The organism is Streptomyces roseochromogenus subsp. oscitans DS 12.976, from assembly GCF_000497445.1.
GTDB classification, from domain to species: Bacteria; Actinomycetota; Actinomycetes; order Streptomycetales; family Streptomycetaceae; genus Streptomyces; species Streptomyces oscitans.
Genome location: NZ_CM002285.1, coordinates 1,039,152 through 1,063,352 on the forward strand (window position 1 = coordinate 1,039,152; position 24,201 = coordinate 1,063,352).

Here is a 24,201-nt window from a genome sequence, read left to right on the forward strand (position 1 = left end):
GATGCGTTCGCCCCTCAGGTACGGCCCTCCCGCTCCTGAGCCTCCTGAAGCGCCTCGGACTGCGCGGCCCAGCGGGCCCGTACGACGGTGAACCCGGCGCGCTCGGCGTCGTCGCAGACCAGCTCGTCGTCGTCCACGAGGAAACGTATCTCGCGGTCCTGGGCGAGCCGGCGCAGGATCTCCAGCTTGGTGAACCGAGCGGGCCTGCGGTCCCCTCTTCCTCCACCCGCCCGCCCTGCGTCGCCCCGCATGTACACCCGCCCCTCCGGCAGCCCGTGGGCCGCGAGCCAGTCCAGGGTGTCGCGCCGACACCGCTCGGGGCGGCCGGTGAGATAGACGACCTCGTACTCCCGAGCGCTCTCCACGGCCAACGCGACCCCCTCGGCGAGGGGCGGGTCCGCGGGCGCGGCGGCGAAGAAACCGGCCCAGTTCCTCGGCCGGGCCTCCAGGAAGTGCTGCCGATGGCCGGTGTCGGCCAGGGTGTTGTCGAGATCGAACACGGCGAGCGGCCGCTTGTCGCTGTCGGTCACGCGGTCACCTTAGACGGTGTCCTGATCGGCGGTAGCTCGCTGGTGGTGCCCGTGAGTTCATGTACTCGGCTACTCAGCTCGTGCGCCGACTGAGATGTCCTCTTATGATCCGGTCGTGGCAGACATCCCCGACGAATTGATCAGGCTGGAGCGTTCCGCCGAAGAGGAGCGGGCGAAGCTCGCGGGTCTGACCGGCGACGAGTATGACGAGCAGTGGCGCCGCTGGCGCGCGGCCATGGAGGCCGTCCAGGCGGCGATCACTGCGTACGCCGCAGCGACCGAGGCCGGCCCGGACGAGGTCGGGCAGGCGGTCAAGGCCGCGGTGCGGCACACGCAGGAGGACCCTGCCGTGGAGTAACCGGACGTGCGCCCGCCAGCAACCCGGGTGAGGCTGGTGTCATGCCCGTACCCGTGCTCGTTCAGGTGAGGGGTGGGTCATGGCCGAGCATCGCGTGATCGTGTTCCCGCCGTCCGAGCGCGGTGGCCGCCGTGTCCAGGTCGACGGCGAGACCCTCGGCACGGCGTTCGGCCTGCACGATCTGGCGGCGTTCTTGCAGCGGGCCGGGCTGGAGGGGGTGGACGAGCTGGATGTCGCCGAGTCGCCGGTGATCGAGTGGCACGGGGGTGGGCCGGAGGAGTGGCGGGGGACGTCGTGGACACCGTGACGCGCGAGCGTCCGAGTACAGCACAGGGGCCACACGAGCGCCGAGTGGCCGGGTCGGAACACGACGGCGGCATCCTCCTCCGCTAGTCCGGCGGTTCCTGTGCTTCTCCCTCTGTCTCACCCTCAGCGCGTTCCGTTTCTTCCGAACCGCCTCCCGACGCACTCGCGAGTGCCAGGACGGGACGCCAGAGGAACAGACGGATTCGTGGGTGGTCGAGAATGAGCATGCGAAGGCACATCACAGCGGTCCCGTGGATCGTGGGTTTCCTGGCCGGCGGGTCCGTCATGGCGCCTCGGCGGCGGCGAGCACCTCGTCGGCCATCGGCCGGTCGAGGGCCGCGTGGACCAGACCGTCGGCCAGGCGGGTCATGTCACGGCCGGGGACGAGGCCGCCGAGTTTCTCGGGCGAGGCGGGAAGTCCGAGGCGCCGGGCGCCGTCCAGGGCCTTGCGGTCGATGTACGGCGCGAACTCCGGCCACACTCCTTGGACATCGCGGAGGAAGATGTCGGCCCCCGTGGGCCCGATCCCGGGGATGTCCAACAGAGCCCTCTTCGGATCGGGTTCCTCGCGCAGGCGGCGCAGATCACCGTCGTATCGTTCGAGCAGCAGCTCGGCTCCCTTGCCGAGCATGGTGGAGGTGCGCTCGTCGTAGCGGCGGTAGCCGCCCTTTCCGAGTGCGTCGACGCGTTTCTGCCAGGAGGCCTCGGCCATCGCACGCGGGTCGCGCATTCCGGCCTCGAACAGCGCCCTGGCCGCCGCCACCGCGATGTCAGCCCTGATCCGGGCGCTGAGCAGTACCGCGAGCACGAGCGTCTGGTACAGCGGCGCGGGAGTGTTGCGCAGCCGGATGCCGGCCTGCGCCGGATAGGTGCGCTGCTGTCGGTCGAGCAGGGCGCGGACGACAGCCTTGTCCGTCGCGCCGGCCGTTCTCCCGCTGGATTTCCTGTCGGACTTCGTGGTCTTCGTGATCATCGTCCGGTCACCGATTCAACAGTTTCATCGGTTTCGTCCACTCGTGGGTTCCGCCGGAATCAGCGCGCACATCACTGCGCGCGCCGGTGCCTCATCCGCGTACCCGTCCCGGTCCGATTGATGCCGGGCTCTGCCGCACCGGAGCCCACGGTTGTGGATCCAGCCGCGGGCGGAGGACGGCATGGGGACGGGTCGTGCTCCATCGCGGTGATGCTCGGACGGCCGGGCCACCGTCGCGCCGACCCCGGTGTGCATGCTGCTGTCCGGCGTCATGGTCGAGCTCGGCGTCTACGGCGCCGTGCGCGTGTACTGGACGGTCTTCTCCGGCCCGCACGGCATCGCGCAGCCGCACCTGCGGGCCGTGTTCGTCGCCGCGGGTGTGCTGACCGCACTGGTGGGCGCGGTGATGTGCTGGCAGCAGCGGCACCTCAAACGCATGCTGGCCTTCTCGACCGTCGGCCACGTCGGGCTCTTCCTCATCGGCGTGGCGCTGCTCAGCCCTGCCGGAACCGCCGGGGTAGCCCTTTACGTCGCCGCGCACGCCGGGGTGAAGGCGGCTCTGTTCGCCACCACGGGCGTCCTTCTCGACCGGCACGGCTCCGTCGACGAACACGGGCTGCGCGGGCGAGGGCGTGATCTGCCGCTCGCCGGTGCGCTGTTCGCCCTCGGCGGGCTGGCGCTCGCCGGTCTGCCGCCGTTCGGCACCGCCCTGGGCAAGGCCGTCACCGAACACGCCGGCGAGGATCTGTGCCCCTGGCTGCCCTCGGTGTTCGTCCTCGTCTCGGCCGCCACCGGCGGGGCCGTACTGCGCGCCTCTGCCCGGATCTTCGCCGACGCGGGGCCCCCGGCCGCGGGAGCGCTCGCCGTGCCGGCCGTCCTGCTCTGCGCTTCGCTGGCCGTCGGACTGCTGCCCGCGGTGGGCGGCACACTCGGCCGCGCCGCCCGGCAGTTCACTGACCGCACCGCCTACACCACCGCGATCTACGGACACTCCGCCGCCCCGTCCTCCCCCGTGCCGGACACCGGATGGTCCGCCGAGGGCGTGCTCCTCGCGCTCGCCTCGACCGCCTTGGCCGCGCTGCTCACGGCGGCCGCCGTGCGGGGTGCGAAGTGGCGGGGCGCGGCTCGCGTCGGACCTGTGGGCCGGGCGGTGGGGCGTGGCCTGGTGCTGCCGCTGCGCCGGCTGCACTCGGGTCACCTCGGCGACTACGTCGCCTGGCTCGCCGTGGGTGTGGCGGTGTTCCTCGTCGTCATGGCGGTGTAGTGCGTCGGCATGCGCCCTCGTCGAGCGGGAACTCGGGGGGCGCGTAAAACGGTCCTGCGGTGGATCGGGCCTTGCGGTGGATGGAGGTGGATGAGTATGCCCGTCTCCGCGTCTGTGACGGATCTGTTCGAGAGTGTGCCCGGCGAGGAGCGCACGGCACTGCGGCGAGCGGCTCGGCCCGAGAGCCCCAGGCCGATGCTGGCGACACTGACGGAGCGTTACTTCTCGGATCCGGAGTGGATATTCGAGCGCAAGCTCGACGGGGAGCGGTGTCTGGGCGTCCGTGACGGCGCCCGGGCCGGGCTGTTGTCCCGTACCGGCCAGTCGCTCACGGACACCTATCCCGAGATCACCGACGCACTCGATGAACAGCACTGCGCCGACTTCGTGGTGGACGGCGAGGTCGTGGCCTTCGAGGGCTCGCGGACCAGCTTCGCGCGGCTGCAGCAGCGCATCGGGATCCACGACCCGCGCCGGGCGCGCGCCAGCCGTGTGGCGGTGACGTACTACGTGTTCGACGTGCTGTACCTGGCCGGCCATGATCTGACCGCCCTGCCCCTGCGCACCCGCAAGGCCCTGCTGCGCCGCGCCCTGGACTTCTCCCCGCCGTTGCGCTTCACCCAGCACCGCTATGCCGACGGCGAGGCGTACCTGCGCGAGGCGTGCGAGCGCGGCTGGGAGGGCGTCATCGCCAAGCGCGCCGACAGCCACTACGAGCACCGGCGCTCGACGAAGTGGCTGAAGTTCAAGTGCGGGCGGCGGCAGGAACTGGTGATCGGCGGATTCACCGAGCCCGCGGGCAGCCGCACCGGCTTCGGCGCGTTGCTGGTCGGTTACTACGAGGGGCGACGCCTCGTCTACGCGGGCAAGGTCGGTACCGGTTACGACCGCCGGACGCTCGACGCACTGCGTGCGCGGATGGACCGCCTGGAGCGCGGCCGCTCCCCCTTCTCAGGCAGTCCCCCGCGGGAGCGCGGCGCCCAGTGGACCGAGCCTCGGCTCGTCGCCGAGATCGGGTTCACGGAGTGGACGGAAGACGGGAAGCTGCGCCATCCGCGGTTCGTCGGCCTGCGGACCGACAAGCCCGCGCACAAGGTCGTACGGGAGCGGCCCGGGAAGCCGGGTCCGACGTGACACTCCGCGAGGGCCACGACCAGGCCGGCGACCCCGCTGGGGGACGTCCGAACGGCGAGGAGCTGCTGCGCTGCCGGCGCGCGGAGAGGGCGAGGAAGAGCCGGGACGAGGCGGGCGCAGTGTAATCCGCCGTGGCGTAGGTACTCGTACAGACAGGACGTCTTCTTGGGGAGATGAAACGGATGCTGTTCCTCGGACTGCTTCTCCTCGCGGCCACGGGCGCCTTCACGGCTCTGGCGATCGCCGACAACCTGTCCGGCGGTCCGCAGCAGTACGGCGTGTCGGTCCTCGGCCACCACATCGCCACGCTCAGCCCGCTCGGACTCTTCTGCTCCGGTCTCGCACTGGCTCTCATCTTCTGCCTGGGCCTGGCCATGGTGAGCGGAGCGGCACACCATCGCAGGAGCCCGCGTCCGCGCAGGGCACACCGTCGGACCACGGTCGGCCCGATGATGGGACCCGGCACGCGGGCCTGAACTCACTCACCGCGGCCGGAAGGGGCAGCGCACTGCGTCACCGCTCTGTGCCGCGCCCGGACCAGGATGTCGCGGCCGGTGCGACCGCACTGCCGGGAGGACGGGCGTCGGGGGGACGTCCACGGGTACCCGGTGGGTGCGCGAGGAGTCGTCGGCGCTCGTCGTGCACGGCGGACGGAGGTGGGTGGCCGTGACTCGGTACGTGCGGGAGATCATGACGCAGAATCCGGTGACGGTGTCCGAGAAGACGCCCCTCACCGAGGTGGCACGGCTCATGCGGCAGAACGGCATCGGCGATGTCATCGTCACGGAGGGCGACCACGTCTGCGGTCTGGTGACGGACCGCGATCTGGTGGTCCGGGCCCTCGCCGACGAGCGTGACCCCACGCTGACGGTGGTGGGGCAGGTGTGCAGCAGGGACATGGTCACGTGTTCGTCCCAGGACCCGGTCGACGAGGCGATCCGTCTGATGCGGGAACACACTCTGCGGCGGCTGCCTGTCGTCGACGACGACCGGCTGGTCGGGGCGCTCAGCCTGGGCGACCTGGCCGTCGAACGGGATCCTCACTCGGCACTCGCCGACATCAGCGCCGCGCGGCCGAACCGGTAGGCCGGCCCGGCGCACGTGTACTCCGTGAGGCGGTGTGCGGGTCCGTGAAATGGGCACGTGGTGGACATGGTCGGCGACACGGGCGACGAACTGCTGGCGCGGCGGCAGGGCACCGCCGGCCATCGGACGGTGCCTCACACGGCCGACGTGGGGATCGAGGCATGGGGGCCGAGCCGCGAGCGGTGCCTCGCGGAGGCGGTCCTGGGGCTGGTGGAGTGCTTCGCCGACCTCTCCGGGGTACGGCCCACCGCCGTGGAGCGCCTGGAACTGGCCGAAGGAAGCGACGAGGAGCTGCTGGCGACCCTCCTGGACGAGGTGGTCTACCGCCTGGAAGTGCGCGGTGAGGTGCCGGTCGACGTGGAGGCGGAGGCGGTCGGCGACGGTCTCGGCATACGGCTGGCGGTCGCCGGACTCGACACGGTGGAGGTCACCGGCGCCCCGCCCAAGGGCGTGTCCTGGCATCGGCTGCACATCGGGCCCGACCCGTACGGCTGGTCCTGCGGGGTGACCGTCGACGTATGAGCGACGTATGAGCGGTGACGCCGAGGCCGGTTGACGGTCCCCGTGTCCCCCTTGACTACGTCCTCGCGTCACCCCTTGACCACGCCGAGCGGAACCAGCCGGGCCACCCTGCCGCACAGCCCCGCCTCCTCGGCGACTGCGACCACCGCGTCGACGTCCTTGTAGGCCTCCGGCGCCTCCTCGGGCAGGCCGCGCCAGGACAGCGGGCGTGCCGCGATGCCGTCCCGTTCCAGCCTGGCCCGCAGTTGCCTGTCGGTGATGGTACGCACGGCCTCGTGGCGGCTCATCGTACGGCCCGCGCCGTGGCAGGTGGAGGCGAAGGCGCCCCCGCCGGGCACTCCGGCGAGGACGTACGAGGCCGTGCCCATGGTGCCGGGGATCAGCACCGGCTGCCCCACCCCGCGCAGATCGCGGGGCAGATCGGGATGGCCGGGCGGGAAGGCGCGGGTGGCGCCCTTGCGGTGGACGCACAGCCGGCGGCGTGTCCCGTCCACGGGATGGGTCTCGATCTTGGCGAGGTTGTGGGAGACGTCGTACACCAGCGACAGCCGGACTCCCGCGGCCCGTTCGAAGACCCGGCGTGCCGCGTCGGTGAGCAGCTGGCGGTTGGCGCGCCCGTAGTTGGCGGCCGCGGCCATCGCACCGAGGTACGCGCGCCCCTCGGGCGAGTCCACGGGGGTGCAGGCCAGCTGCCGGTCCGGCACCGTGATGCCGTAGCGGGCCATGGCGCGGCCCATCTCCCGCACGTGATCGGTGCAGATCTGGTGTCCGAGGCCGCGCGACCCGCAGTGGATCATCACGCACACCTGGCCCTCGGCCAGCCCGAACGCGGCCGCGGCCCGCTCGTCGTACACCCGGGCGACCTGCTGCACCTCCAGGAAGTGGTTGGCGGAGCCGAGGCTGCCGACCTGTCCGAGGCCGCGCTCGCGTGCCCGCGGGCCGACCCGGGTCACGTCCGCGTCGGCGACCGCCCCGCCGTCCTCGCAGCGGATCAGGTCGCGTTCCTCGCCGTGCCCCTGCTCCACCGCGTAGCGTGACCCGCCCTGGAGGATCCGCTCCAGCTGCCGGGGCCCGTCCAGCCGCCACACCCCGCCGGGGCCGGCCCCGCGCGGGATCGCCCTGTCCAGGCCGTCCATGACCGCGAGCAGGGCTGGCCGCAGCTCCGCACGGTCGCAGTCGGCTGCCAGCAGCCGTACCCCGCAGGAGATGTCGAAGCCGACCCCGCCGGGCGAGACCACGCCGCCCTCGTCCACGTCGGTCGCCGCCACACCGCCGATGGGGAAGCCGTAGCCCCAGTGGATGTCCGGCATGGCGTACGAGGCGCCGACGATTCCGGGCAGCGTGGCCACGTGGACCACCTGCTCCAGCGACTTCTCGGCGTCCTTCAGCAGCTGCCGGGAGGCGAACACCAGGCCCGGCACCCGCATGTCCCCGTGTCGTTCGATGCGGAAGCGGTAGGGCCGCTCCTCGACGAGTTCCATGGCATCCTCCCGCGGTCACCTGGTCGTGTGCCGGTGCCGCGTCCACAGGGGCCAGGCGAACCAGCACAGCAGGTACCAGGCCAGCACCGCGGCGACCAGCCAGAGCACAGAGCTGTCATGGGTCGCGACTCTCAGGACGAGCAGAAGCGCGGAGGTCATCGTGGCGAGCAGCAGGACCAGGCCGACCAGGGTCAGCCGGGCGGCCCACCCGACCGTCTGCGGTTTCACGCGCCGTCCGGCGACGAGCCGGTGCACGGACACCGGTCCGATCAGGGCCCCGGTCGCCGCGGCGCCGAGGACGATGGTCACGATGTAGATCGTCCGGTCCGTCCGGTCAAGCTGCGCGAACCTCGGTGTGAACACGACGGTGAGCAGGAAGCCGAAGAGGATCTGGACGCCCGTCTGGGCGACGCGGACCTCCTGGATCAGCTCTCCCCATCTCCGGTCGGCCCGCTCCTCCGGGGTCTCGTCGCGCCCGGTGCGCGTGGTGCCCCCACCCCGTTCGGTGCCCGTCACGGCTCCTCCTGGATCAGCGGCTGCGCCCCCGCCGTCCCGGTACCCAGGAAGGCATCCTGTACACGCCCGGCCCTGGAACGGGCGGTCCGGTCCGCCGGAGGTCTACGGAGGTCCACCGGCAGGAGGTCTGATCCGCGCATTCCGGGAAACTCGGACGGCAGGAGGTGCAGACCATGCTTCCCGTCCTGTTGTTCCTGCTGCTGGCACTGCTGCTCTTCGGCGTCGGCTTCGCGGTGAAGATTCTCTGGTGGATCGCTCTCGTGGTGTTCGTCGTGTGGCTCGTGGGCTTCCTGTTCCGCAGTGCGGCCATTGGTGGAGTCAGGCGCCGCTGGCACTGGTGGTGAAAACGCGGTCATGACCGCCAAGGCCGGCACGAAGGACGAGATCCGGGTCGGCGGCCGTAGGGTGCCGTTGTCCAACCCGGACAAGGAATTGTTTCCGGACGACGGGATCACCAAGGCCGAACTGGTCGACTACTACCGCTCCGTGGCGCGACCGATGCTCACGCATCTGAAGAACCGGCCGCTGGTGATGGAGCGGTACCCCGACGGGTACCGGGGAAAGTCCTTCTTCCACAAGGACGTTCCGGACTATTTCCCCGGCTGGATCCGCACCGTCGAGGTGCCCAAGGAGGGTGGCCGCCTCACCATGGCGGTGTGTGATGACACGGCCACCCTCGTCTATCTGGCCAACCAGGCCTGCATCACGCCGCATCCGTGGCTGAGCCCCGCGGACTGCCTGGACTGCCCCGACCGGTTGGTCTTCGACCTCGACCCTCCCGAGGGCGAGGAGAAGGACTTCGAGGCCGTACGGTGGAGCGCCCGCACTCTGGGTGCTCTGCTCACCGAACTCGGGCTGCGCCCCGCGCTGATGACGACCGGATCGCGGGGCATGCATCTGCTGGTCCTGCTCGACCGGCGCACGGACTTCGACACGGCACGGCACTTCGCGCGGCGCGTCGCCGACCTGCTCGCCGCGCGGCACAGCGACCGGCTGACGACCGAGCCGCGCAAGAACAAGCGCCGGGGCCGCCTCTACCTGGACACCCAGCGCAACGCCTACGCGCAGACCTCGGTCGCCCCCTACGCCGTACGCGCCCGCCCGCACGCTCCGGTCGCCACCCCGCTGGACTGGGACGAGCTCGACGACCCGGACCTGGGCCCGCGCCGCTGGACACTGCGCACCCTTCCCGAGCGTCTCGACGAGTACGGCGACCCGTGGAAGGGGCTGAGCCGCTGCCGCCGCTCCCTGCGCACGGCACAACAGCGTCTGGACGACCTCACCTGAACGGATGAGTCGCCGGGCCGGGCTTCGGCGCGCACCATGGAAAGGCGCATGAACCGCCCCCTCGCGGCCCACAGACATCACCGATCCGGATGGATCCGGCCCGGCGCGGGAGAACGGAGACGCAGATGCTGATGCCCGACCTCAGAACCGCCGCCACGGCGCTGCGCGCCTACCGGATCGCGCAGGCCCGCCTTCTGCGGAGTCCGGCGAATCCACTCCGCCGCCGTCAGTACGACGACACCGCCTACACACTCTGCGTACTCATGGGCAAACGCGACGCCACCGAGGCCGCGGCGCTGGCGGAACGCCTGCTCGCCTCGTCCTCCGCCGGCGCGAAGCCGAACCGTGCCCGCCGAGCACGCACCGCCCTCCCCTGAGGCCTCCGCCGAGCTGGCGCCCGGCACTCGGAGGAGGAGGCCATGAGCAGCGCATCAGCCAGGTTCCGGGCGTCCCGTCGTACCTCTCACCGGCCGCGTGTCGTCGTGACTCGTGGAGAGACCGGGCTCGACGCGGTGGCGGCCGGGGTACGCACGACCGGTGGCACCGCTCTCGCGCGGCCGGCGGACGTGGCCGACGCCCGTGCCCTGGAGGCCGCCGCGGCCCGGACCGAACGTGAACCGGGCCCGATCGAGGTCTGCTACCCCGGTTACGGGTACGGCCCACGGGCCGCACTGCGCCGGAAGCTGCCGCGCGACCACGGCGCCGTCGTACAGGCCGGATCCGCGCTCGGTCGCTGACCAGGATGCGCCGGCACCGGCGGGCGTGACCTCGGCACGCACGGCCGGCTCGACGACACCGCGAAAGCCCATGCCGTACCGGCCTGGGCCTCGCGCCACCACGACGCGTGGGCCCCGAGATGCGAACGCGGCCGGTGACGGTGACCCTGGGAGGGAAGCCTCGAGTGATGAGGAGGGCTGCCATGTCCGTGATGGACAAGCTCAAGCAGATGCTCAAGGGTCACGAGGACCAGGCCAAAACGGGCGTCGACAAGGCGGGCGACATGATCGACGAGCGGACCCAGGGCAAGTACCGCTCCCAGGTGGACACCGCGCAGCAGAAAGCGGACGAGTTCATCGACGAGAACCGCCAGGACAACCCTCCGCAGTAGCGGCGCACGGGCGCGGATAGAGTTGTGCGTCTATGCCCAGCCCTCCTGACCCGTACGTCCGCGTCCGCGGCGCCCGCGAACACAATCTCAAAGGCGTCGACGTCGACATCCCCCGCGACGTCCTGGCCGTGTTCACCGGCGTCTCCGGTTCGGGGAAGTCGTCCCTGGCGTTCGGGACGATCTACGCCGAGGCGCAGCGGCGGTACTTCGAGTCGGTCGCACCGTATGCGCGCAGGCTGATCCACCAGGTCGGGGCGCCGAAGGTCGGCGAGATCAGCGGGCTGCCGCCGGCGGTCTCGCTGCAGCAGCGCCGCTCGGCCCCCACCTCCCGCTCCTCGGTGGGCACGGTCACCCAGCTCTCCAACTCCCTGCGCATGCTGTTCTCTCGCGCCGGGGAGTATCCGGCGGGCGCGGAGCGGCTGGAGTCGGACGCGTTCTCGCCGAACACGGCGGCCGGGGCCTGCCCGGAGTGCCACGGGCTGGGCCAAGTGCACGACACCACCGAGGAGTTGCTGGTCCCGGACCCCGGGCTGTCCATCCGCGAGGGGGCCATCGCCGCCTGGCCGGGCGCCTGGCAGGGCAAGAACCTGCGGGACATCCTCGACGCGCTCGGCCACGACGTGGACCGGCCCTGGCGCGAGCTGCCCGCCGGGGCGCGGGAGTGGATCCTGTTCACGGACGAGCAGCCGGTGGTCACCGTCCACCCCGTCCGGGACGCGGACCGTATCCAACGGCCGTACCAGGGCACGTACATGAGCGCCCGCCGGTATGTGCTGAAGACGTTCTCGGACACCAAGTCGGCCTCGCTGCGGGCGAAGGCGGAGCGTTTCCTGACCAGCACGCCCTGCCCGGTGTGCGGGGGCAGCCGGCTGCGGCCCGAGGCGCTCGCGGTGACCTTCGGCGGCCGGACCATCGCCGAACTGGCCGCGCTGCCGCTGACCGATCTCGCCGTACTGCTCGACGGGCGCGACGACACCGCCCGGGTCCTCACCGAGGACCTGAAGTCCCGGATCGCGCCGGTGGTCGAACTGGGCCTCGGTTATCTGAGCCTGGACCGGTCCACGCCCACGCTGTCCGCGGGTGAGCTGCAACGGCTGCGGCTCGCCACGCAGTTGCGTTCCGGGCTGTTCGGCGTGGTGTACGTGCTGGACGAGCCGTCCGCCGGACTGCACCCGGCGGACACCGAGGCGCTGCTGACCGTGCTGGCGCGGCTGAAGGCCGCGGGCAACTCGGTGTTCGTGGTGGAGCATCACCTGGAGGTGGTGCGCGGCGCCGACTGGCTGGTGGACGTCGGCCCCGGCGCGGGCGAGCACGGCGGGCGCGTCCTGTACAGCGGGCCGCCGGCCGAGCTGGCATCGGTGGAGGAGTCGGCTACGGCGGCCTTCCTGTTCGACGAGTCACCCGGCCCGGCGCGTGAAGTCAGGGAGCCGCGCGGCTGGTTGACGGTGGGTCCGGTGACCCGGCACAACCTGCGCGAGGTGACGGCCGGGTTCCCGCTGGGCGCGTTCACCGCCGTCACCGGGGTGTCCGGCTCCGGAAAGTCCACGCTGATCGGCGCGTTGACGGAGGAGCTGGCCGGCGTGGACCGGCTGGTCCGGGTCGACCAGCGGCCGATCGGGCGGACCCCGCGCTCCAATCTGGCCACCTACACCGGCCTGTTCGACGTCGTCCGCAAGGTGTTCGCCGGCACCGAGGAGGCGCGGACGCGCGGGTACGGGGTCGGCCGGTTCTCCTTCAACGTGGCCGGAGGGCGCTGCGAGACCTGTCAGGGCGAGGGGTTCGTCAGCGTCGAGCTGCTGTTCCTGCCGAGCACCTACGCACCCTGCCCGGACTGCGGCGGCGCCCGCTACAACCCGGAGACGCTCCAGGTGTCGTACCGGGAGCGGAACATCGCCGAGGTGCTGGATCTGACGGTGGAGGCCGCGGCGGAGTTCTTCGACGACGTCCCGGCCGCCACCCGGAGCCTGCGCACGCTGCTCGACGTGGGCCTCGGCTATCTGCGGCTCGGTCAGCCGGCGACCGAGCTGTCCGGCGGCGAGGCCCAGCGGATCAAGCTGGCGAGCGAGCTGCAGCGCGGCCGGCGCGGCCAGACCCTCTATCTGCTGGACGAGCCGACGACCGGGCTGCACCCGGCCGATGTGGAGGTGCTGATGGACCGGCTGCACGGGCTGGTCGACGCCGGGCACACGGTCGTGGTGGTCGAGCACGACATGACGGTGGTCGCGGGCGCGGACTGGGTGGTCGACCTGGGCCCCGGCGGGGGTGACCGGGGCGGGCGGATCGTGGCGTCGGGTCCGCCGGAGCGGGTCGCCTCGGCGGCGGGCAGTGCGACGGGTCCCTATCTGGCGCGGGTGATGCCCTGAGGAGAGAGTGCCACGATGCGCCGTCGGTCGTCTGCGGCGACGTCGTGGCTGGTCGCGCCCGCGCAGCGGTAGCCGCATGTCGGACACAGCCCCGCGCCCCTTCGGAGGCGGTCCTGAGCGCCGGTGACCAGGGCCGTGTGCGTCCAGTCAGGCTCGGAAACGACCGGCTGGGCCGCGGCAGCGAGGCTGCGGCGGTCGGGATGAGTGCTCGGCGTGATCACCGGCCTTATCTCCACCTCCGCGATCAGGCCCCGGGTGCGGGCCACCCGCCACAGGGAGGCGAGCAGGGTGTCCTCGCCGACGAACGCGGCGGCCGTGCTGGCCGTGCCGCCCTCCTGTGTGTAGCGGAGCCGCACCGGCTGCACGGGCACACCCGCGTCGAGCGCGGCCTGGAAGACGGCCCGGTGGAAGCGGCCGTGGGCCCGCCCGCACCAGGTGCTGCCCTCAGGGAAGGCGGCCACGGCCGCGCCCTGGCGCAGCGCCTCGGCGATCCGGGCGACCGTCTCGGGCAGGGCGCGCAACCGGTCCCGTTCGATGAACAGGGCACCGCCGCGCGCGGCCAGCGCGCCCGCGACCGGCCACTGCCGGATCTCGGTCTTGGCGAGCATCCGGGCCGGGCGTACGGCGGTCAGCAACGGGATGTCCAGCCACGAGACATGGTTGGCGACCAGCAGCAGTCCGCCGGACGGTGCGGCGGCGCCGGTGATCCGGACCTGGACCCCGATGGCCCGCACGATGGCCCGGCACCACCGCCTGACCCACTCGGCGGGGATCCTCCCGCCGAGCGGAATCAGCGTGACCCCGGCCAGCACCAGGACCACGACCGCGGTCAGCCGCAGGACGGCCCGGGGTACGGCCGCGGCGGCCGGAGCCGGCTCCACACAGGCGCCCGGGGTACAGGGCGCGGTGGGCAGCCAGACGCTCATCAGGCCAGCACGAGGGAGAGAAAGTGCCGCAGATAGCGCGCGTTGACCCGGCGCATCGACAGCAGCACGTACAGGTCGGCGACCCCGAAGTCCGGGTCGTGCGCGGGCTCGCCGCACACCCAGGCGCCGAGGCGGAGGTAGCCGCGGAGCAGGGCCGGAAGGTCGGTGTGCCCGGCGGGGGCCTCGCCGTTCGGGATCCACGGCAGCAGCGGCCGTACCCGGAACTCCCCGGGTGCCAGGTGCTTGGCGCGCACCCGCTCCCAGGTGGCCGTCGCGAGGGTGCCGCCGTCGGCGAGCGGCACCGAGCAGCATCCCGCCAGCCACTCGTGGCCGCGGTCGACCATGTAGCGGGCGATGCCGGCCCAGATGAGGCTGATCACGGCGCCGTCACGGTGGTCGGGGTGCACGCAGGAGCGGCCGACCTCGACCAGGGAGGGCCGGATCCCGTCGAGGGCGGCCAGCTCGAACTCGCCCTCGGAGTAGAGCCGCCCGGCGACCGAGGCCCGTTCCGGGGGCAGCAGCCGGTAGGTGCCGACGACCTGGCCGGTCACGGTGTCGCGCACCAGCAGGTGGTCGCAGTAGGCGTCGAAGGCGTCGGCGTCGAGGCCCGGCTGCGGGGTGGCCAGCCGGGCCCCCATCTCCCCGGCGAAGACGTCGTGCCGCAGCCGCTGCGCGGCGCGCACGTCGTCCTCGTCACGGGCGAGGGTGACCGTGTAGCGGGTCGGTGCCGCTGGCTGCGGGGGGCGGTCTAGGGTGGAAACGCCGGTCATGGCTCTCTCCTGGTCACGGGCCGGTTCGGCGACGGCGACGGCGGCGGGCCGCGCGTACGGCCTGCTGCTCCTGTTCTTCCGATGCCGGTTGGCGAGCGCGTGACCTGTGCCCGGAGAGAGGATGTGGGAATGTTGAACGCCGGGGTCCCGGCGATCACCGGAGAGCCAGACGGGGCCGGGAAGAGCACCGCTCCCGGCCCCGCCCGTTCGCCTGTGCGACGAACGTCTCACTCTCCGTGGGGCGCTATCGCTTCCCGACCTTCCGGGTGGCCCGCAGCCACTCCCTGTTCATGCTGGTGATGGACACCAGGGGAATCCCCTTCGGGCACGCGGTGGCGCACTCACCGGTCAGCGTGCACCCGCCGAAGCCCTCCGCGTCCATCTGCGCCACCATGTCCAGCACCCGTGTCTCCCGCTCGGGCGCCCCCTGCGGCAGCACGTTCAGGTGGTTGACCTTGGCGGAGGTGAACAGCATCGCCGCGCCGTTCGGGCACGCGGCCACACACGCCCCGCACCCGATGCACTCCGCGTGCTCGAACGCGAAGTCCGCGTCGGCCTTCGGCACCGGCGTGGCATGCGCCTCCGGCGCGGACCCGGTCGGCACGGTGACGTAGCCGCCTGCCTGGATGATCCGGTCGAAGGCGGACCGGTCCACGACCAGGTCCTTGATCACCGGGAAGGCGGCGGCCCGCCACGGCTCGATGTCGATCGTGTCGCCGTCCTGGAAGGACCGCATGTGCAGCTGGCAGGTGGTGGTGCGCTCGGGACCGTGCGCGTCGCCGTTGATGACGAGCGAGCACGCGCCGCAGATGCCCTCGCGGCAGTCGTGGTCGAAGGCGACCGGATCCTCGCCCGCGAGGATGAGCTGCTCGTTGAGGACGTCCAGCATCTCCAGGAAGGACATGTCGGACGAGATGCCGTCCACCTCGTACGTGGACATGGCGCCGTCGGCGAAGGCGTTCTTCTGCCGCCAGACGCGCAGGGTGAGCTTCATGCGTAGCTCCGCTGAGTGGGGTGGACGTACTCGAAGACCAGGTCTTCCTTGTGCAGGGTGGGCGCCTGGCCGGTGCCGTTGAACTCCCAGGCGGCCGCGTAGGAGAACTCCTCGTCCTTGCGGGCGGCCTCGCCGTCCGGGGTCTGGGACTCCTCGCGGAAGTGGCCGCCGCAGGATTCGGACCGGTGCAGCGCGTCCAGGCACATCAGCTCGGCCAGCTCCAGGTAGTCGACGATCCGGTTGGCCTTCTCCAGCGACTGGTTGAACTCCTCGCCGGTTCCCGGAACCTTGATGCGCCGCCAGAACTCCTCGCGGATCTGCGGGATGCGCTCCAGGGCCTTGCGCAGCCCGGAGTCGCTGCGAGCCATGCCGCAGAACTCCCACATCAGCTCGCCGAGTTCACGGTGGAAGGAGTCGGGCGTACGGTCACCGTCCACGGACAGCAGCAGGTTCAGCCGGTCCTCCGTCTCGGCCAGCACCTCCTGGACGGCGTGGTGCCGGGCCGTCACCGGCTCCTGGTGCGGGTTGCGGGCCAGGTAGTCGTTGATGGTGGCCGGCAGCACGAAGTAGCCGTCGGCCAGGCCCTGCATCAGCGCGGAGGCGCCGAGCCGGTTGGCGCCGTGGTCGGAGAAGTTGGCCTCGCCGATCGCGAACAGTCCCGGAACGGTGGTCTGCAGGTCGTAGTCGACCCACAGGCCGCCCATCGTGTAGTGCACGGCCGGGTAGATCCGCATCGGCACCTCGTACGGATCCTCGTCGGTGATCCGCTGGTACATGTCGAAGAGGTTGCCGTACTTGGCCTCGACGGCCCTCCGCCCCATCCGCTCGATGGCGTCCGCGAAGTCGAGGTAGACGCCCTGCCCGCCGGGACCGACACCCCTCCCCTCGTCGCAGACGTTCTTCGCGGCGCGGGAGGCGATGTCGCGCGGGACCAGGTTGCCGAAGGACGGGTAGATGCGCTCCAGGTAGTAGTCGCGCTCGTCCTCGGGTATCTGGTGCGCGGGCCGGGTGTCGCCCTTGGCCTTCGGCACCCAGATACGGCCGTCGTTGCGCAGCGACTCGCTCATCAGCGTCAGCTTGGACTGGTGGTCGCCGGTGCGCGGGATGCAGGTCGGATGGATCTGCGTGAAGCAGGGGTTGGCGAAATGGGCGCCGCGCCGGTGCGCCCGCCAGACGGCGGTCGCATTGGAGTTCATGGCGTTGGTCGACAGGTAGAAGACGTTTCCGTAACCGCCGCTGGCGAGGACGACGGCGTCCGCGAAGTATGTGTCGACACGACCCGTGATCAGGTCGCGGGCCACGATCCCCCGGGCCCGCCCGTCCACGACGATCAGGTCGAGCATCTCGGTGCGCGGGTGCATCTCCACGTTGCCCGCGGCGATCTGCCTGCTGAGAGCCTGGTAGGCGCCGAGGAGCAGCTGCTGCCCCGTCTGGCCACGGGCGTAGAACGTACGCGAGACCTGTACGCCGCCGAAGGAGCGGGTGTCGAGCAGGCCGCCGTACTCGCGGGCGAAGGGCACGCCCTGGGCCACGCACTGGTCGATGATCTCCACCGAGATCTGCGCGAGCCGGTGGACGTTGGACTCCCGGGCGCGGAAGTCGCCGCCCTTGACGGTGTCGTAGAACAGCCGGTGGATCGAGTCGCCGTCGTTGCGGTAGTTCTTCGCCGCGTTGATGCCGCCCTGCGCGGCGATGGAGTGGGCGCGGCGCGGGGAGTCCTGGTAGCAGAACTGGACGACGTGGTAGCCCTGTTCGGCGAGGGTCGCACCCGCGGACCCGCCCGCGAGGCCGGTACCGACGACGATGACGGTGTGCTTGCGCCGGTTGGCGGGGTTGACCAGCCTGGCCTCGAAGCGGCGCTTGTCCCAGCGCTCGTTGACCGGGCCGGACGGGGCCTTGGCGTCGGTGACCGGCTCGCCCGTCGCGTAGTTCACGTATTCGGTCATGTCAGCTCACCACTCCGGTCATGACGCCCACGGGTACGGCGATGAAGCCGGCCGTGAGCAGCAGCGCGAGGACGTTGGCGACGGCCTTCAGGGCGCGGTCGCGGGCGCGGCTGCCGACGCCGAGGGTCTGCGCGGCGCTCCAGAAGCCGTGCCGGATGTGCAGGCCGAGCGCGAGCATCGCGACGATGTAGATGATGTTGCTGTACCAGTGGGAGAAGTCGCCGACGACGTTCTGGTACGGGTGCCCGTTCTGGAAGTGTCCGGGGTGCACAGTGCCCGTGGTCAGGTCCAGGACGTGCCAGACGATGAACAGGCCGAGGATGATCCCGCCCCAGCGCATGGTGCGGGTGGCGTAGCTCGCCCGGGGCCTTGAGTGCACGTACTTGCTGGGCCGCGCCTTGATGTCCCGGCGGCTGAGCTGGTAGGCGGACGTGGCGTGGGCGACCACGGCGACGACGAGGACGATCCGGATGAGCCAGAGCGTCCACTCGTAGTGCATGAAGGGTTCGCCGACGGTGCGCAGCCAGTGGGCGTAGTGGTTGAACTCGCCCGCTCCGAAGTAGATCTTCAGATTGCCGATCATGTGCGCGACCAGGTAGAGCAGCATGATCACGCCGCTGACGGCCATCACCGTCTTCTTGCCGACGGAGGAGTCCCACATCGTGCGCGCCATGGACGGCCGTCGGTCCGTCCGCGTTGCCAGAGCCATGCCACGCACGCTAGGGCCGATGGGCCCGATCAGTCCAAGACATGGTCCGGCTGGATTCAATAGGTAGAAGCTATGGTGAAAACATGCAGTTCCAGCAGCTTCAGTATTTCGTCGCCGTCGCCGAGACCCGGCACTTCACCCGCGCCGCCGAGCTGGTGCATGTCGCCCAGCCGTCGCTGTCCCAGCAGATCAAGGCGCTGGAGCGGGAGCTGGGCGCGGATCTGTTTCTGCGTGCCCGGGGCAACATCACGCTCACCGACGCGGGCGAGGCGCTGCTGCCGCTGGCCCGGCGGATCCTGGCCGACGCGGACACCGCCCGGTACGAGGTGCAGGAGCTGGTGCAGCTGCGGCGGGGCCGGGTGCGGCTGGGGGCGACGCCGAGTCTGTGCACGGGTCTGCTGCCGGATGTGCTGCGCGCCTTCCACGACCGCTATCCCGGCATCCAGCTGCTGATCGAGGAGGGCGGCTCGCACGACCTGGTGCGCGGGCTGGCACGCGGCGCACTTGATCTCGCGTTGATCGTCCTTCCGCTGCCGACGCCTGCGCCGGCGCTGTCGACGGTGGAGCTGTTGCGGGAGGAGCTGGTGGTGGTGTCCTCACCCGAGGTTCCGGCCCCTGGCCGAGGTGGCCGGGTGGTGCGCGTCGCCGATCTGGAGGGCGAGCGGCTGGTGATGTTCCGGCACGGCTACGACCTCAGGGAACTGACCGTCTCCGCGTGTCGCTCCGCCGGGTTCGAGCCGGAGTTCGCGGTGGAGGGGGGCGAGATGGACGCGGTGCTGGGGTTCGTGCGGGCCGGACTTGGGGTTGCCGTGGTGCCGCGCATGGTCGCCACCCGGGTGGGGCTGGGGCTGCGGGTTACCCCGTTGGCTCGGCCCGGGTTGCATCGGACCATCGCACTGGCTCATCGCAGTGACGTCGCTCCACCTCGGGCCGCGCGTGAGCTTCAGCGGATGCTGCTTGAGCGGTGACGGTGTTCCGCCAGTCCTGGGCAGCCGACGCGGCCTGGTGCCCCGGAAGGCAACGTCTGCCCGTCAGGGAACGGAGCGGCGTCCGGTTGCCGGGCGTCTCGACGGGGCGAACGTCGTCTGTCGGGGCACTAGTACACCGGCAGCGCCAGCAGTGCCGCATGGTTGAGGACGAAGACGCGGTTGCCGTCGGCCGCGAGGGAGCGGGGCCGGCCACCGGCGAGGGCGTACGTCTGAGGGGCGCCCCCTCCGGAGCGCGGCAGGCCGCTCACCCATGTCCACGCGGCGGAGCCGCACATCGATACAGCCCCCACACCCCCGATCAGCCCGTTGCGTCCACCAGGGCCAAGTCGTGCAGCCGCTCCGGTGGGCCCGGCCTGGCGTAGTACCAGCCCTGGGCCGTGTCGCAGCCCAGTATGCGCAACTGCTCGGCCTGGGCACCGGTTTCGACGCCCTCGACAGTGACCGCGAGGTCGAGACTGTGGGCGAGGGTGACAATTCCCTCGACGATCTTCAGGTCGACGGGGTCGGCGGGGAACTGCTGCATGCCCATGGTGAAGGAGCGGTCCAGCTTGAGGATGCTCACCGGCAGGCGGCGCAGGTTGGCGAGGTTGGAGTACCCGGTGCCGAAGTCGTCCAGGGCGATGTCGACGCCCATCTCGGCCAGCCGGTGCAGGGGTTTGAGCAGATCGTCGTCGGCGCCGATGAGCGCGGACTCGGTGACCTCCAGGCACAGGGCGTCCGGGGCGACGCCCGCGCGCTCCAGGATGTCGACGGTGTCCTGCACCAGGCCGGGATGGCTGAGCTGGCACGGCGACAGGTTGACGTTGATGCGCAGGGGGCCGGGGGCCGTCTCCTCGCCGTGGCGTTCTCGCCAGGCGCGGGCCTGCCGGATGGACTCCTCCAGGACCCAGCGGCCGAGCGGCACGATCAGTCCGGTGTGCTCGGCGAGCGGGATGAAGCGGTCGGGGCCGAGCACCCCGTGCTGCGGGTGCAGCCAGCGGACCAGGGCCTCGGCGCCGCGCACACTGCCGTCGCCGAGGTGGACGAGCGGCTGGTACTCGATGAAGAACTCGCCCCGTTCCAGGGCGGTGGGGAGGGCGGTGGTGAGGCCGTGGCGGGTGATGGCGCGGGCGTCGGCCTCGGGGTCGGCGAGTTCGGAGCGGTTGCCGCCCGCCGACTTCGCCCGGTACATGGTGATGTCGGCGCTGCGCAGCACCTCGGCCGCGGTGCGTTCGCCGGCCGGGCCCTCGACGATGCCGAGGCTGCCGCGCACCATCAGGTCCCGGCCGTCGATGCTGATCGGGGTGATCAGGGCGCTCATGATGCGGTCGGCGAGTTCGTCCACCGCGCGCGCGGTGCCCGGCCCTGTGGTCAGGGCCACGAACTCGTCGCCGCCGAGCCGGGCGACCATCTCGCCGGGCGCGGTCGCGCAGGACTGCAGCCGGTCGGCGACCTCCACCAGCAGCCGGTCGCCGGCCGCGTGCCCGAGACTGTCGTTGACGGTCTTGAAGCCGTCCAGGTCGAGATAGCAGAGGCCGAAGCGCTGCCCCTCACCCGCGGCCAGCACCTTCTCCAGGCGCTCGAAGAACAGCGTGCGGTTGGGCAGGCCGGTGAGGGCGTCGTGCGTCGCCTCGTAGCGCAGCCGGAGGTTGAGCAGCCGGCGCTCGGTGGTGTCCTCCATGAGGGCGAGCTGGTACTGGGGTGCGCCATCGGCGTCACGCAGCAGGGAGACCGTCAGATTGGTCCACAGCACCGTGCCGTCGGAGCGGTTGAAGGCCTTTTCGAGGTGATAGTGCTCGCGCTCGCCGCGGACGAGTTCGTCGTAGAGCTTCCAGGTCTGGGGCGCGTCCTCGGGATGCACCCAGTCCTGGACGCGGCGGCCGCGCAGGGCGTGGTCGGACTGCCCGAACATGCGCAGCAGCGCCTCGTTGACCTGGAGGACGTTCCCCTCCAGGTCGGCGATGCCGATCCCTATGGCGGCGCCTTCGAACACCGCGCGGAAGCGGGCCTCGCTGGCGTGCAGGGCCTGGGCGACCAGGCCCTGGGCCTGCAACGCGGCCTGGGCGATGGACTCCTGCTCGGTGAGGGTGCGCTCGCGCAGCGCCCCGGCGTACCCGGCGGCCATCGCGTGCTGCAACCGCGAGGAGCGCATGCGCGGTTGGTCCTGGGGGCCGTCCTCGGCGCAGTACAGCACCAGATAGGCGTCGACGCAGTCCAGGGTCCGGGCAAGGGCCTCGGGGTCGGTGCAGTGCGCGCCGACCAGCGCGGCGCCGACGGCCTTCGCGCCGTCCGCGTCGAAGTCGCGGGCCCGCAGAAGCTCGCTCAACCGGCGTGCGAGCGGGAGGAGTTCCGCCTCGAACTCGGCGCGGGTCAGCGACGTGGAGGTCACGGGGTAGACGGCCCGGCTCCAGATCGTCGTGAACCGGCGCAGTCTGCCCTCCGGCCCGTCCGGCCCGGCCCTCACGCCGTACGCCCCACGCCGCCGAACCCGGAGAAGGCGAACGGATCCTCGTCCTCCGGCGCCGACTCCGGCCGCCAGTGCGGCATCGGCACCAGTCCCGGTTCCACCATGTCGTACCCCTCGAAGAACCGCGCGATCTCGTCGCGCGAGCGCATGATGAGCGGATTGCGAATGTCCTTGTATACGTCCACCGCGCCCTCGGCCCGCTCGGCAGGCACCGGGATTCCCTCGTACGAGGCATGGGTGAGGATCAGCAGGCTGCCGGGCGCGAGCGCCTCGCGCAGCTCGGCCACCGCACCGTAGGGGTCGTCCGCGTCTTCCACGAAGTGCAGTATGGCAACGAGGAGGAGGGCGACTGGGCGGTTCAGGTCGATCAGCCTCTCGACCTGAGGGCTGGAGAGGATCTCCCGCGGCTTGCGCAGATCCGCAGCGACCACATCCGCATCGTCGTTACCCGCCAGCACCGCCTGGCTGTGCGCGACGGCGACCGGGTCGTGGTCGACGTAGACCACGCGGGCGCCCGGTACGGCCGCCTGGGCCACCTCGTGGACATTGCCGAACGTCGGGATGCCGGAGCCGATGTCCAGGTACTGCGTGATGCCCTGCTGAGCCGCGAAGCGCACGGCGCGGCGCATGAACGCGCGGTTGGCCTGCATGATCTTCGGCAGCCCCGGCATGAACTCCATCGCCCTGCGGGCCGCGTCCCGGTCCACCTCGAAGTTGTGCGAACCGCCCAGGTAGTAGTCGTAGATCCGCGAGACGCTCGGCACCGAGATGTCGATGCTCCGTGGGGCCCAGGCGGGGCGCTCCATGTATCACTCCAACGCGTAGACGACAGGGCAGGCGATCCGGTGTTCGAGCTGAGGCTACTGATCGCCCGCCGAAGGAGCGACCCAAACCGGAAATTGACCGTCCGTTCCCCGCCACTGCCTGCGGCAAGTGCCCGTATGACACCGCTGTGTAACGGATTCCGGTACATAAAACGGTCCGCCCCCTCCGTGCGGTGCGGAGGGGGCGGACCTTCGGCGGCGCTCCGGGCCGGGCGGGGCGATCGACCCTGGGGAGGTGATCTACTTGCCCGGAGCGCCGACCGGCTTGCCGTCGGGCGCGACGGCGTACCAGGTGCCGCCCACGCCCTGTCCGTTGGTGTCACCGGGGGCCTTGTCCCCGGAGAAGGTGTAGATCGGCCAGCAGTTCACGGTCATCTGCTGGACACCGTCGGGGCGGGTGAAGCCCATCAGGCCCTTCTTCTTGACACCCTGGGTGTCCCCGGGCTTGACGATGCCGACGGCCGGCCACTTCTCCAGGCAGGCTCCGGTGCAGTTCGAGATGACCTTGGGCCAGGCCTTGTCCTTCAGGAAGCGGTAGACGGTCCTGCCGTTCTTGTCGACGATGATGTCGCCGAGCTTGGGGTCCTTGCGGACGGACAGGCCGGGCAGGGAGGCCAGCGAGGCCTTCTTGCCGTCGGGGGCGAGCGCGAACCACTTGCCGCCCACGCCCTGGCCGTTGACGTCACCGCCGTTGACGTCCTTGACGTAGCGGTAGGCGGGCCAGCCTGCGATGGTGAGCTGCTTGGTGCCGTCGGCGCGGGTGACCTCGCCGAGCAGCGCCTTGTCCACGCCGGCGCCGGCGGAGGCGTCGCCGGCGGGCACCGGCGGCCACGTCTTGGCGCAGTCGCCGTCACAGTTCGACTTGGGCGGATTGGCGGTGTCCTTGTCGAACCGGTAGAGGGTGAGTCCGGAGCCGTCGGTCAGCACGTTGCCGAGATCGGGGTTGGCAGCCACGGTCAGCTTGCCCGCGGGGGCGGCCTGGGCCGGCGAGCCGGAGCTCTGGTTGCCGTCGGCACCGTACCCGTTGCCCGCCGCGGTGCCGGTGCCGACTCCGGCGCCGGTGGTCGGGCTGCCCGCGGGGGCGGTGGCTCCGACGTTCTGGGCCGCCGAGGCCGGAGTGGTGCTGTTGTCCTGACCGCACGCCGTCGTCAGCGCCAGCACCGAAGCGGCTGTGGCCACCAGTGAGGCGGTCCGCCAGGAGGTCTTCATGTCCAACTCCCCATATTCGCCTGAATGTTGCAGCGCTCTGCCGCGCCGCCGCACGGCCATGGGTACGCACGGAGGGGGCCGGAGTGTTCAACCGGGAGGGGAAGTTCTCCGGGAATTTCCCGCGCGAGGGCCGTACGGGCGTGCGCATCACGCCCATGACACCCCAGACCTCGTCAAACGATTGATCGCCCTATGTCCCCCTTTCGGAGCAATCCCGGCGCACTACGGCGTACGACCGGGATGCGCACCCCATGATCTTCGTCGTGCATGGACCCGAAGTGACCCGATGCGCGCCCGCAGCACGGGTGTTGGCCCTGGTGGCGCTGACCTGGACCCTGGTGGGCTGCCCGGTCGGCAGCGCGTCCGCCGACGCCTGTGCGTACGCCTCGACGGGACCGGACGGCACGGTGGCGCTGGCCTACGCCGGTGGCCACCACTGGCCGGCTCCGCCGCCCTGGCC

General features: G+C 71.3%; 26 protein-coding genes and 2 pseudogenes. 15 read left to right on the plus strand and 13 right to left on the minus strand.

Annotated elements, in window-relative coordinates:
• Positions 1–14: 14 nt before the first annotated feature.
• Entirely contained in the window at positions 15–530 is a 516-nt protein-coding gene (locus M878_RS54795) for a phosphatase domain-containing protein (RefSeq protein ID WP_023544983.1), read from the minus strand.
• A 115-nt stretch (positions 531–645) separates the two neighbouring features.
• Between M878_RS54795 and M878_RS54800 the strand changes: the two genes are divergently transcribed.
• Complete coding sequence (locus M878_RS54800) at positions 646–888, plus strand: hypothetical protein (RefSeq protein WP_245238030.1); 243 nt, start codon at positions 646–648, stop codon at positions 886–888.
• A 79-nt stretch (positions 889–967) separates the two neighbouring features.
• The gene (locus tag M878_RS54805; RefSeq protein WP_023544985.1) at positions 968–1,195 is read left to right on the plus strand and encodes a hypothetical protein; all 228 of its coding nucleotides are present in this window, start codon (positions 968–970) and stop codon (positions 1,193–1,195) included.
• A 282-nt stretch (positions 1,196–1,477) separates the two neighbouring features.
• On the opposite strand, the gene M878_RS54810 is transcribed toward M878_RS54805, so the two are convergent.
• A complete protein-coding gene (locus M878_RS54810; RefSeq protein WP_023544986.1) occupies positions 1,478–2,167 on the minus strand; it encodes an HhH-GDP family DNA glycosylase in 690 nt (229 codons plus the stop codon).
• A 244-nt stretch (positions 2,168–2,411) separates the two neighbouring features.
• Between M878_RS54810 and M878_RS54815 the strand changes: the two are divergent.
• The 5 genes and pseudogenes from M878_RS54815 to M878_RS54830 all read left to right on the plus strand — a co-directional run.
• Positions 2,412–3,431 (plus strand): annotated as a pseudogene (locus M878_RS54815) (proton-conducting transporter transmembrane domain-containing protein); the annotation flags it as partial.
• A gap of 96 nt (positions 3,432–3,527) precedes the next feature.
• Positions 3,528–4,565, plus strand: a complete 1,038-nt coding sequence (gene ligD, locus M878_RS54820; protein WP_023544988.1) for a non-homologous end-joining DNA ligase — start codon at positions 3,528–3,530, stop codon at positions 4,563–4,565.
• Positions 4,566–4,738: 173 nt separating this feature from the next.
• Positions 4,739–5,041: a hypothetical protein gene (locus M878_RS99465; RefSeq protein ID WP_245238034.1), complete on the plus strand. Its 303-nt coding sequence runs from the start codon at positions 4,739–4,741 to the stop codon at positions 5,039–5,041.
• Positions 5,042–5,231: 190 nt separating this feature from the next.
• A complete protein-coding gene (locus tag M878_RS54825) occupies positions 5,232–5,651 on the plus strand; it encodes a CBS domain-containing protein (protein WP_031224120.1) in 420 nt (139 codons plus the stop codon).
• A 66-nt stretch (positions 5,652–5,717) separates the two neighbouring features.
• Positions 5,718–6,173, plus strand: a complete 456-nt coding sequence (locus M878_RS54830) for an archease (protein WP_031224121.1) — start codon at positions 5,718–5,720, stop codon at positions 6,171–6,173.
• A 68-nt stretch (positions 6,174–6,241) separates the two neighbouring features.
• Here M878_RS54830 and M878_RS54835 read toward each other — a convergent pair whose 3' ends face one another.
• Both M878_RS54835 and M878_RS54840 read right to left on the minus strand, forming a co-directional pair.
• Complete coding sequence (locus tag M878_RS54835; RefSeq protein WP_023544993.1) at positions 6,242–7,654, minus strand: RtcB family protein; 1,413 nt, start codon at positions 7,652–7,654, stop codon at positions 6,242–6,244.
• A gap of 15 nt (positions 7,655–7,669) precedes the next feature.
• Positions 7,670–8,170, minus strand: a complete 501-nt coding sequence (locus tag M878_RS54840; protein WP_023544994.1) for a DUF6328 family protein — start codon at positions 8,168–8,170, stop codon at positions 7,670–7,672.
• 173 nt (positions 8,171–8,343) lie between these two features.
• Here M878_RS54840 and M878_RS54845 point away from each other — a divergent pair, with 173 nt between their 5' ends.
• From M878_RS54845 to M878_RS54870, 6 genes are all read left to right on the plus strand, one after another.
• Entirely contained in the window at positions 8,344–8,514 is a 171-nt protein-coding gene (locus M878_RS54845; protein WP_031224122.1) for a hypothetical protein, read from the plus strand.
• Between the two features lie 10 nt (positions 8,515–8,524).
• Complete coding sequence (ligD, locus tag M878_RS54850; protein ID WP_023544996.1) at positions 8,525–9,457, plus strand: non-homologous end-joining DNA ligase; 933 nt, start codon at positions 8,525–8,527, stop codon at positions 9,455–9,457.
• Between the two features lie 125 nt (positions 9,458–9,582).
• Positions 9,583–9,834, plus strand: coding sequence for a DUF5133 domain-containing protein (locus M878_RS54855; RefSeq protein ID WP_023544997.1), 252 nt, complete (start codon positions 9,583–9,585; stop codon positions 9,832–9,834).
• A 42-nt stretch (positions 9,835–9,876) separates the two neighbouring features.
• Positions 9,877–10,194: an SDR family oxidoreductase gene (locus M878_RS54860; RefSeq protein ID WP_158692634.1), complete on the plus strand. Its 318-nt coding sequence runs from the start codon at positions 9,877–9,879 to the stop codon at positions 10,192–10,194.
• 182 nt (positions 10,195–10,376) lie between these two features.
• Entirely contained in the window at positions 10,377–10,565 is a 189-nt protein-coding gene (locus M878_RS54865; RefSeq protein WP_023544999.1) for an antitoxin, read from the plus strand.
• A 32-nt stretch (positions 10,566–10,597) separates the two neighbouring features.
• Positions 10,598–12,928: an ATP-binding cassette domain-containing protein gene (locus M878_RS54870; protein WP_023545000.1), complete on the plus strand. Its 2,331-nt coding sequence runs from the start codon at positions 10,598–10,600 to the stop codon at positions 12,926–12,928.
• Here M878_RS54870 and M878_RS54875 read toward each other — a convergent pair.
• The 5 genes from M878_RS54875 to M878_RS54895 form a co-directional block, all read right to left on the minus strand.
• The gene (locus M878_RS54875) at positions 12,904–13,854 is read right to left on the minus strand and encodes a lysophospholipid acyltransferase family protein (protein ID WP_023545001.1); all 951 of its coding nucleotides are present in this window, start codon (positions 13,852–13,854) and stop codon (positions 12,904–12,906) included. The two genes, M878_RS54870 and M878_RS54875, sit on opposite strands and share 25 nt — an antisense overlap.
• Complete coding sequence (locus M878_RS54880) at positions 13,854–14,624, minus strand: GNAT family N-acetyltransferase (RefSeq protein ID WP_023545002.1); 771 nt, start codon at positions 14,622–14,624, stop codon at positions 13,854–13,856. The genes M878_RS54875 and M878_RS54880 overlap by 1 nt, the downstream gene beginning before the upstream one ends.
• A gap of 244 nt (positions 14,625–14,868) precedes the next feature.
• Complete coding sequence (locus M878_RS54885) at positions 14,869–15,618, minus strand: succinate dehydrogenase/fumarate reductase iron-sulfur subunit (protein ID WP_023545003.1); 750 nt, start codon at positions 15,616–15,618, stop codon at positions 14,869–14,871.
• On the minus strand, positions 15,615–17,564 hold the full coding sequence (locus M878_RS54890) for a fumarate reductase/succinate dehydrogenase flavoprotein subunit (protein WP_023545004.1): 1,950 nt from the start codon (positions 17,562–17,564) through the stop codon (positions 15,615–15,617). The genes M878_RS54885 and M878_RS54890 overlap by 4 nt, the downstream gene beginning before the upstream one ends.
• A gap of 1 nt (position 17,565) precedes the next feature.
• Positions 17,566–18,237 (minus strand): succinate dehydrogenase, encoded by a 672-nt coding sequence (locus M878_RS54895; RefSeq protein ID WP_023545005.1) that lies wholly within the window; start codon positions 18,235–18,237, stop codon positions 17,566–17,568.
• A 119-nt stretch (positions 18,238–18,356) separates the two neighbouring features.
• On the opposite strand from M878_RS54895, the gene M878_RS54900 reads away from it, so the two are divergent.
• Positions 18,357–19,241 (plus strand): LysR family transcriptional regulator, encoded by an 885-nt coding sequence (locus M878_RS54900; RefSeq protein WP_023545006.1) that lies wholly within the window; start codon positions 18,357–18,359, stop codon positions 19,239–19,241.
• A 128-nt stretch (positions 19,242–19,369) separates the two neighbouring features.
• Here the strand turns inward: M878_RS54900 and M878_RS97295 are convergent, their stop codons facing one another.
• From M878_RS97295 to M878_RS54915, 4 genes are all read right to left on the minus strand, one after another.
• A complete protein-coding gene (locus tag M878_RS97295; RefSeq protein WP_158692635.1) occupies positions 19,370–19,552 on the minus strand; it encodes a hypothetical protein in 183 nt (60 codons plus the stop codon).
• An 8-nt stretch (positions 19,553–19,560) separates the two neighbouring features.
• Positions 19,561–21,705: a putative bifunctional diguanylate cyclase/phosphodiesterase gene (locus tag M878_RS54905; RefSeq protein WP_023545008.1), complete on the minus strand. Its 2,145-nt coding sequence runs from the start codon at positions 21,703–21,705 to the stop codon at positions 19,561–19,563.
• Positions 21,702–22,514 (minus strand): SAM-dependent methyltransferase, encoded by an 813-nt coding sequence (locus M878_RS54910; RefSeq protein WP_023545009.1) that lies wholly within the window; start codon positions 22,512–22,514, stop codon positions 21,702–21,704. Before M878_RS54910 ends, M878_RS54905 begins: the two co-directional genes overlap by 4 nt.
• A gap of 258 nt (positions 22,515–22,772) precedes the next feature.
• Complete coding sequence (locus M878_RS54915) at positions 22,773–23,741, minus strand: SCO0930 family lipoprotein (protein ID WP_023545010.1); 969 nt, start codon at positions 23,739–23,741, stop codon at positions 22,773–22,775.
• A gap of 263 nt (positions 23,742–24,004) precedes the next feature.
• Between M878_RS54915 and M878_RS54920 the strand changes: the two are divergent.
• A pseudogene (locus M878_RS54920) lies at positions 24,005–24,201 on the plus strand (hypothetical protein); the annotation flags it as partial.

Bases quoted from the DNA above. Each gene is read 5' to 3' on its own strand.
- M878_RS54805 (WP_023544985.1), top strand. From the start codon at position 968: ATGGCCGAGCATCGCGTGATCGTGTTCCCGCCGTCCGAGCGCGGTGGC.
- M878_RS54810 (WP_023544986.1), bottom strand. From the start codon at position 2,167: ATGATCACGAAGACCACGAAGTCCGACAGGAAATCCAGCGGGAGAACG.
- ligD (WP_023544988.1), top strand. From the start codon at position 3,528: ATGCCCGTCTCCGCGTCTGTGACGGATCTGTTCGAGAGTGTGCCCGGC.
- M878_RS99465 (WP_245238034.1), top strand. From the start codon at position 4,739: ATGAAACGGATGCTGTTCCTCGGACTGCTTCTCCTCGCGGCCACGGGC.
- M878_RS54830 (WP_031224121.1), top strand. From the start codon at position 5,718: ATGGTCGGCGACACGGGCGACGAACTGCTGGCGCGGCGGCAGGGCACC.
- M878_RS54835 (WP_023544993.1), bottom strand. From the start codon at position 7,654: ATGGAACTCGTCGAGGAGCGGCCCTACCGCTTCCGCATCGAACGACAC.
- M878_RS54845 (WP_031224122.1), top strand. From the start codon at position 8,344: ATGCTTCCCGTCCTGTTGTTCCTGCTGCTGGCACTGCTGCTCTTCGGC.
- ligD (WP_023544996.1), top strand. From the start codon at position 8,525: ATGACCGCCAAGGCCGGCACGAAGGACGAGATCCGGGTCGGCGGCCGT.
- M878_RS54855 (WP_023544997.1), top strand. From the start codon at position 9,583: ATGCTGATGCCCGACCTCAGAACCGCCGCCACGGCGCTGCGCGCCTAC.
- M878_RS54860 (WP_158692634.1), top strand. From the start codon at position 9,877: ATGAGCAGCGCATCAGCCAGGTTCCGGGCGTCCCGTCGTACCTCTCAC.
- M878_RS54865 (WP_023544999.1), top strand. From the start codon at position 10,377: ATGTCCGTGATGGACAAGCTCAAGCAGATGCTCAAGGGTCACGAGGAC.
- M878_RS54870 (WP_023545000.1), top strand. From the start codon at position 10,598: ATGCCCAGCCCTCCTGACCCGTACGTCCGCGTCCGCGGCGCCCGCGAA.
- M878_RS54875 (WP_023545001.1), bottom strand. From the start codon at position 13,854: ATGAGCGTCTGGCTGCCCACCGCGCCCTGTACCCCGGGCGCCTGTGTG.
- M878_RS54880 (WP_023545002.1), bottom strand. From the start codon at position 14,624: ATGACCGGCGTTTCCACCCTAGACCGCCCCCCGCAGCCAGCGGCACCG.
- M878_RS54885 (WP_023545003.1), bottom strand. From the start codon at position 15,618: ATGAAGCTCACCCTGCGCGTCTGGCGGCAGAAGAACGCCTTCGCCGAC.
- M878_RS54890 (WP_023545004.1), bottom strand. From the start codon at position 17,564: ATGACCGAATACGTGAACTACGCGACGGGCGAGCCGGTCACCGACGCC.
- M878_RS54895 (WP_023545005.1), bottom strand. From the start codon at position 18,237: ATGGCGCGCACGATGTGGGACTCCTCCGTCGGCAAGAAGACGGTGATG.
- M878_RS54900 (WP_023545006.1), top strand. From the start codon at position 18,357: ATGCAGTTCCAGCAGCTTCAGTATTTCGTCGCCGTCGCCGAGACCCGG.
- M878_RS54910 (WP_023545009.1), bottom strand. From the start codon at position 22,514: ATGGAGCGCCCCGCCTGGGCCCCACGGAGCATCGACATCTCGGTGCCG.
- M878_RS54915 (WP_023545010.1), bottom strand. From the start codon at position 23,741: ATGAAGACCTCCTGGCGGACCGCCTCACTGGTGGCCACAGCCGCTTCG.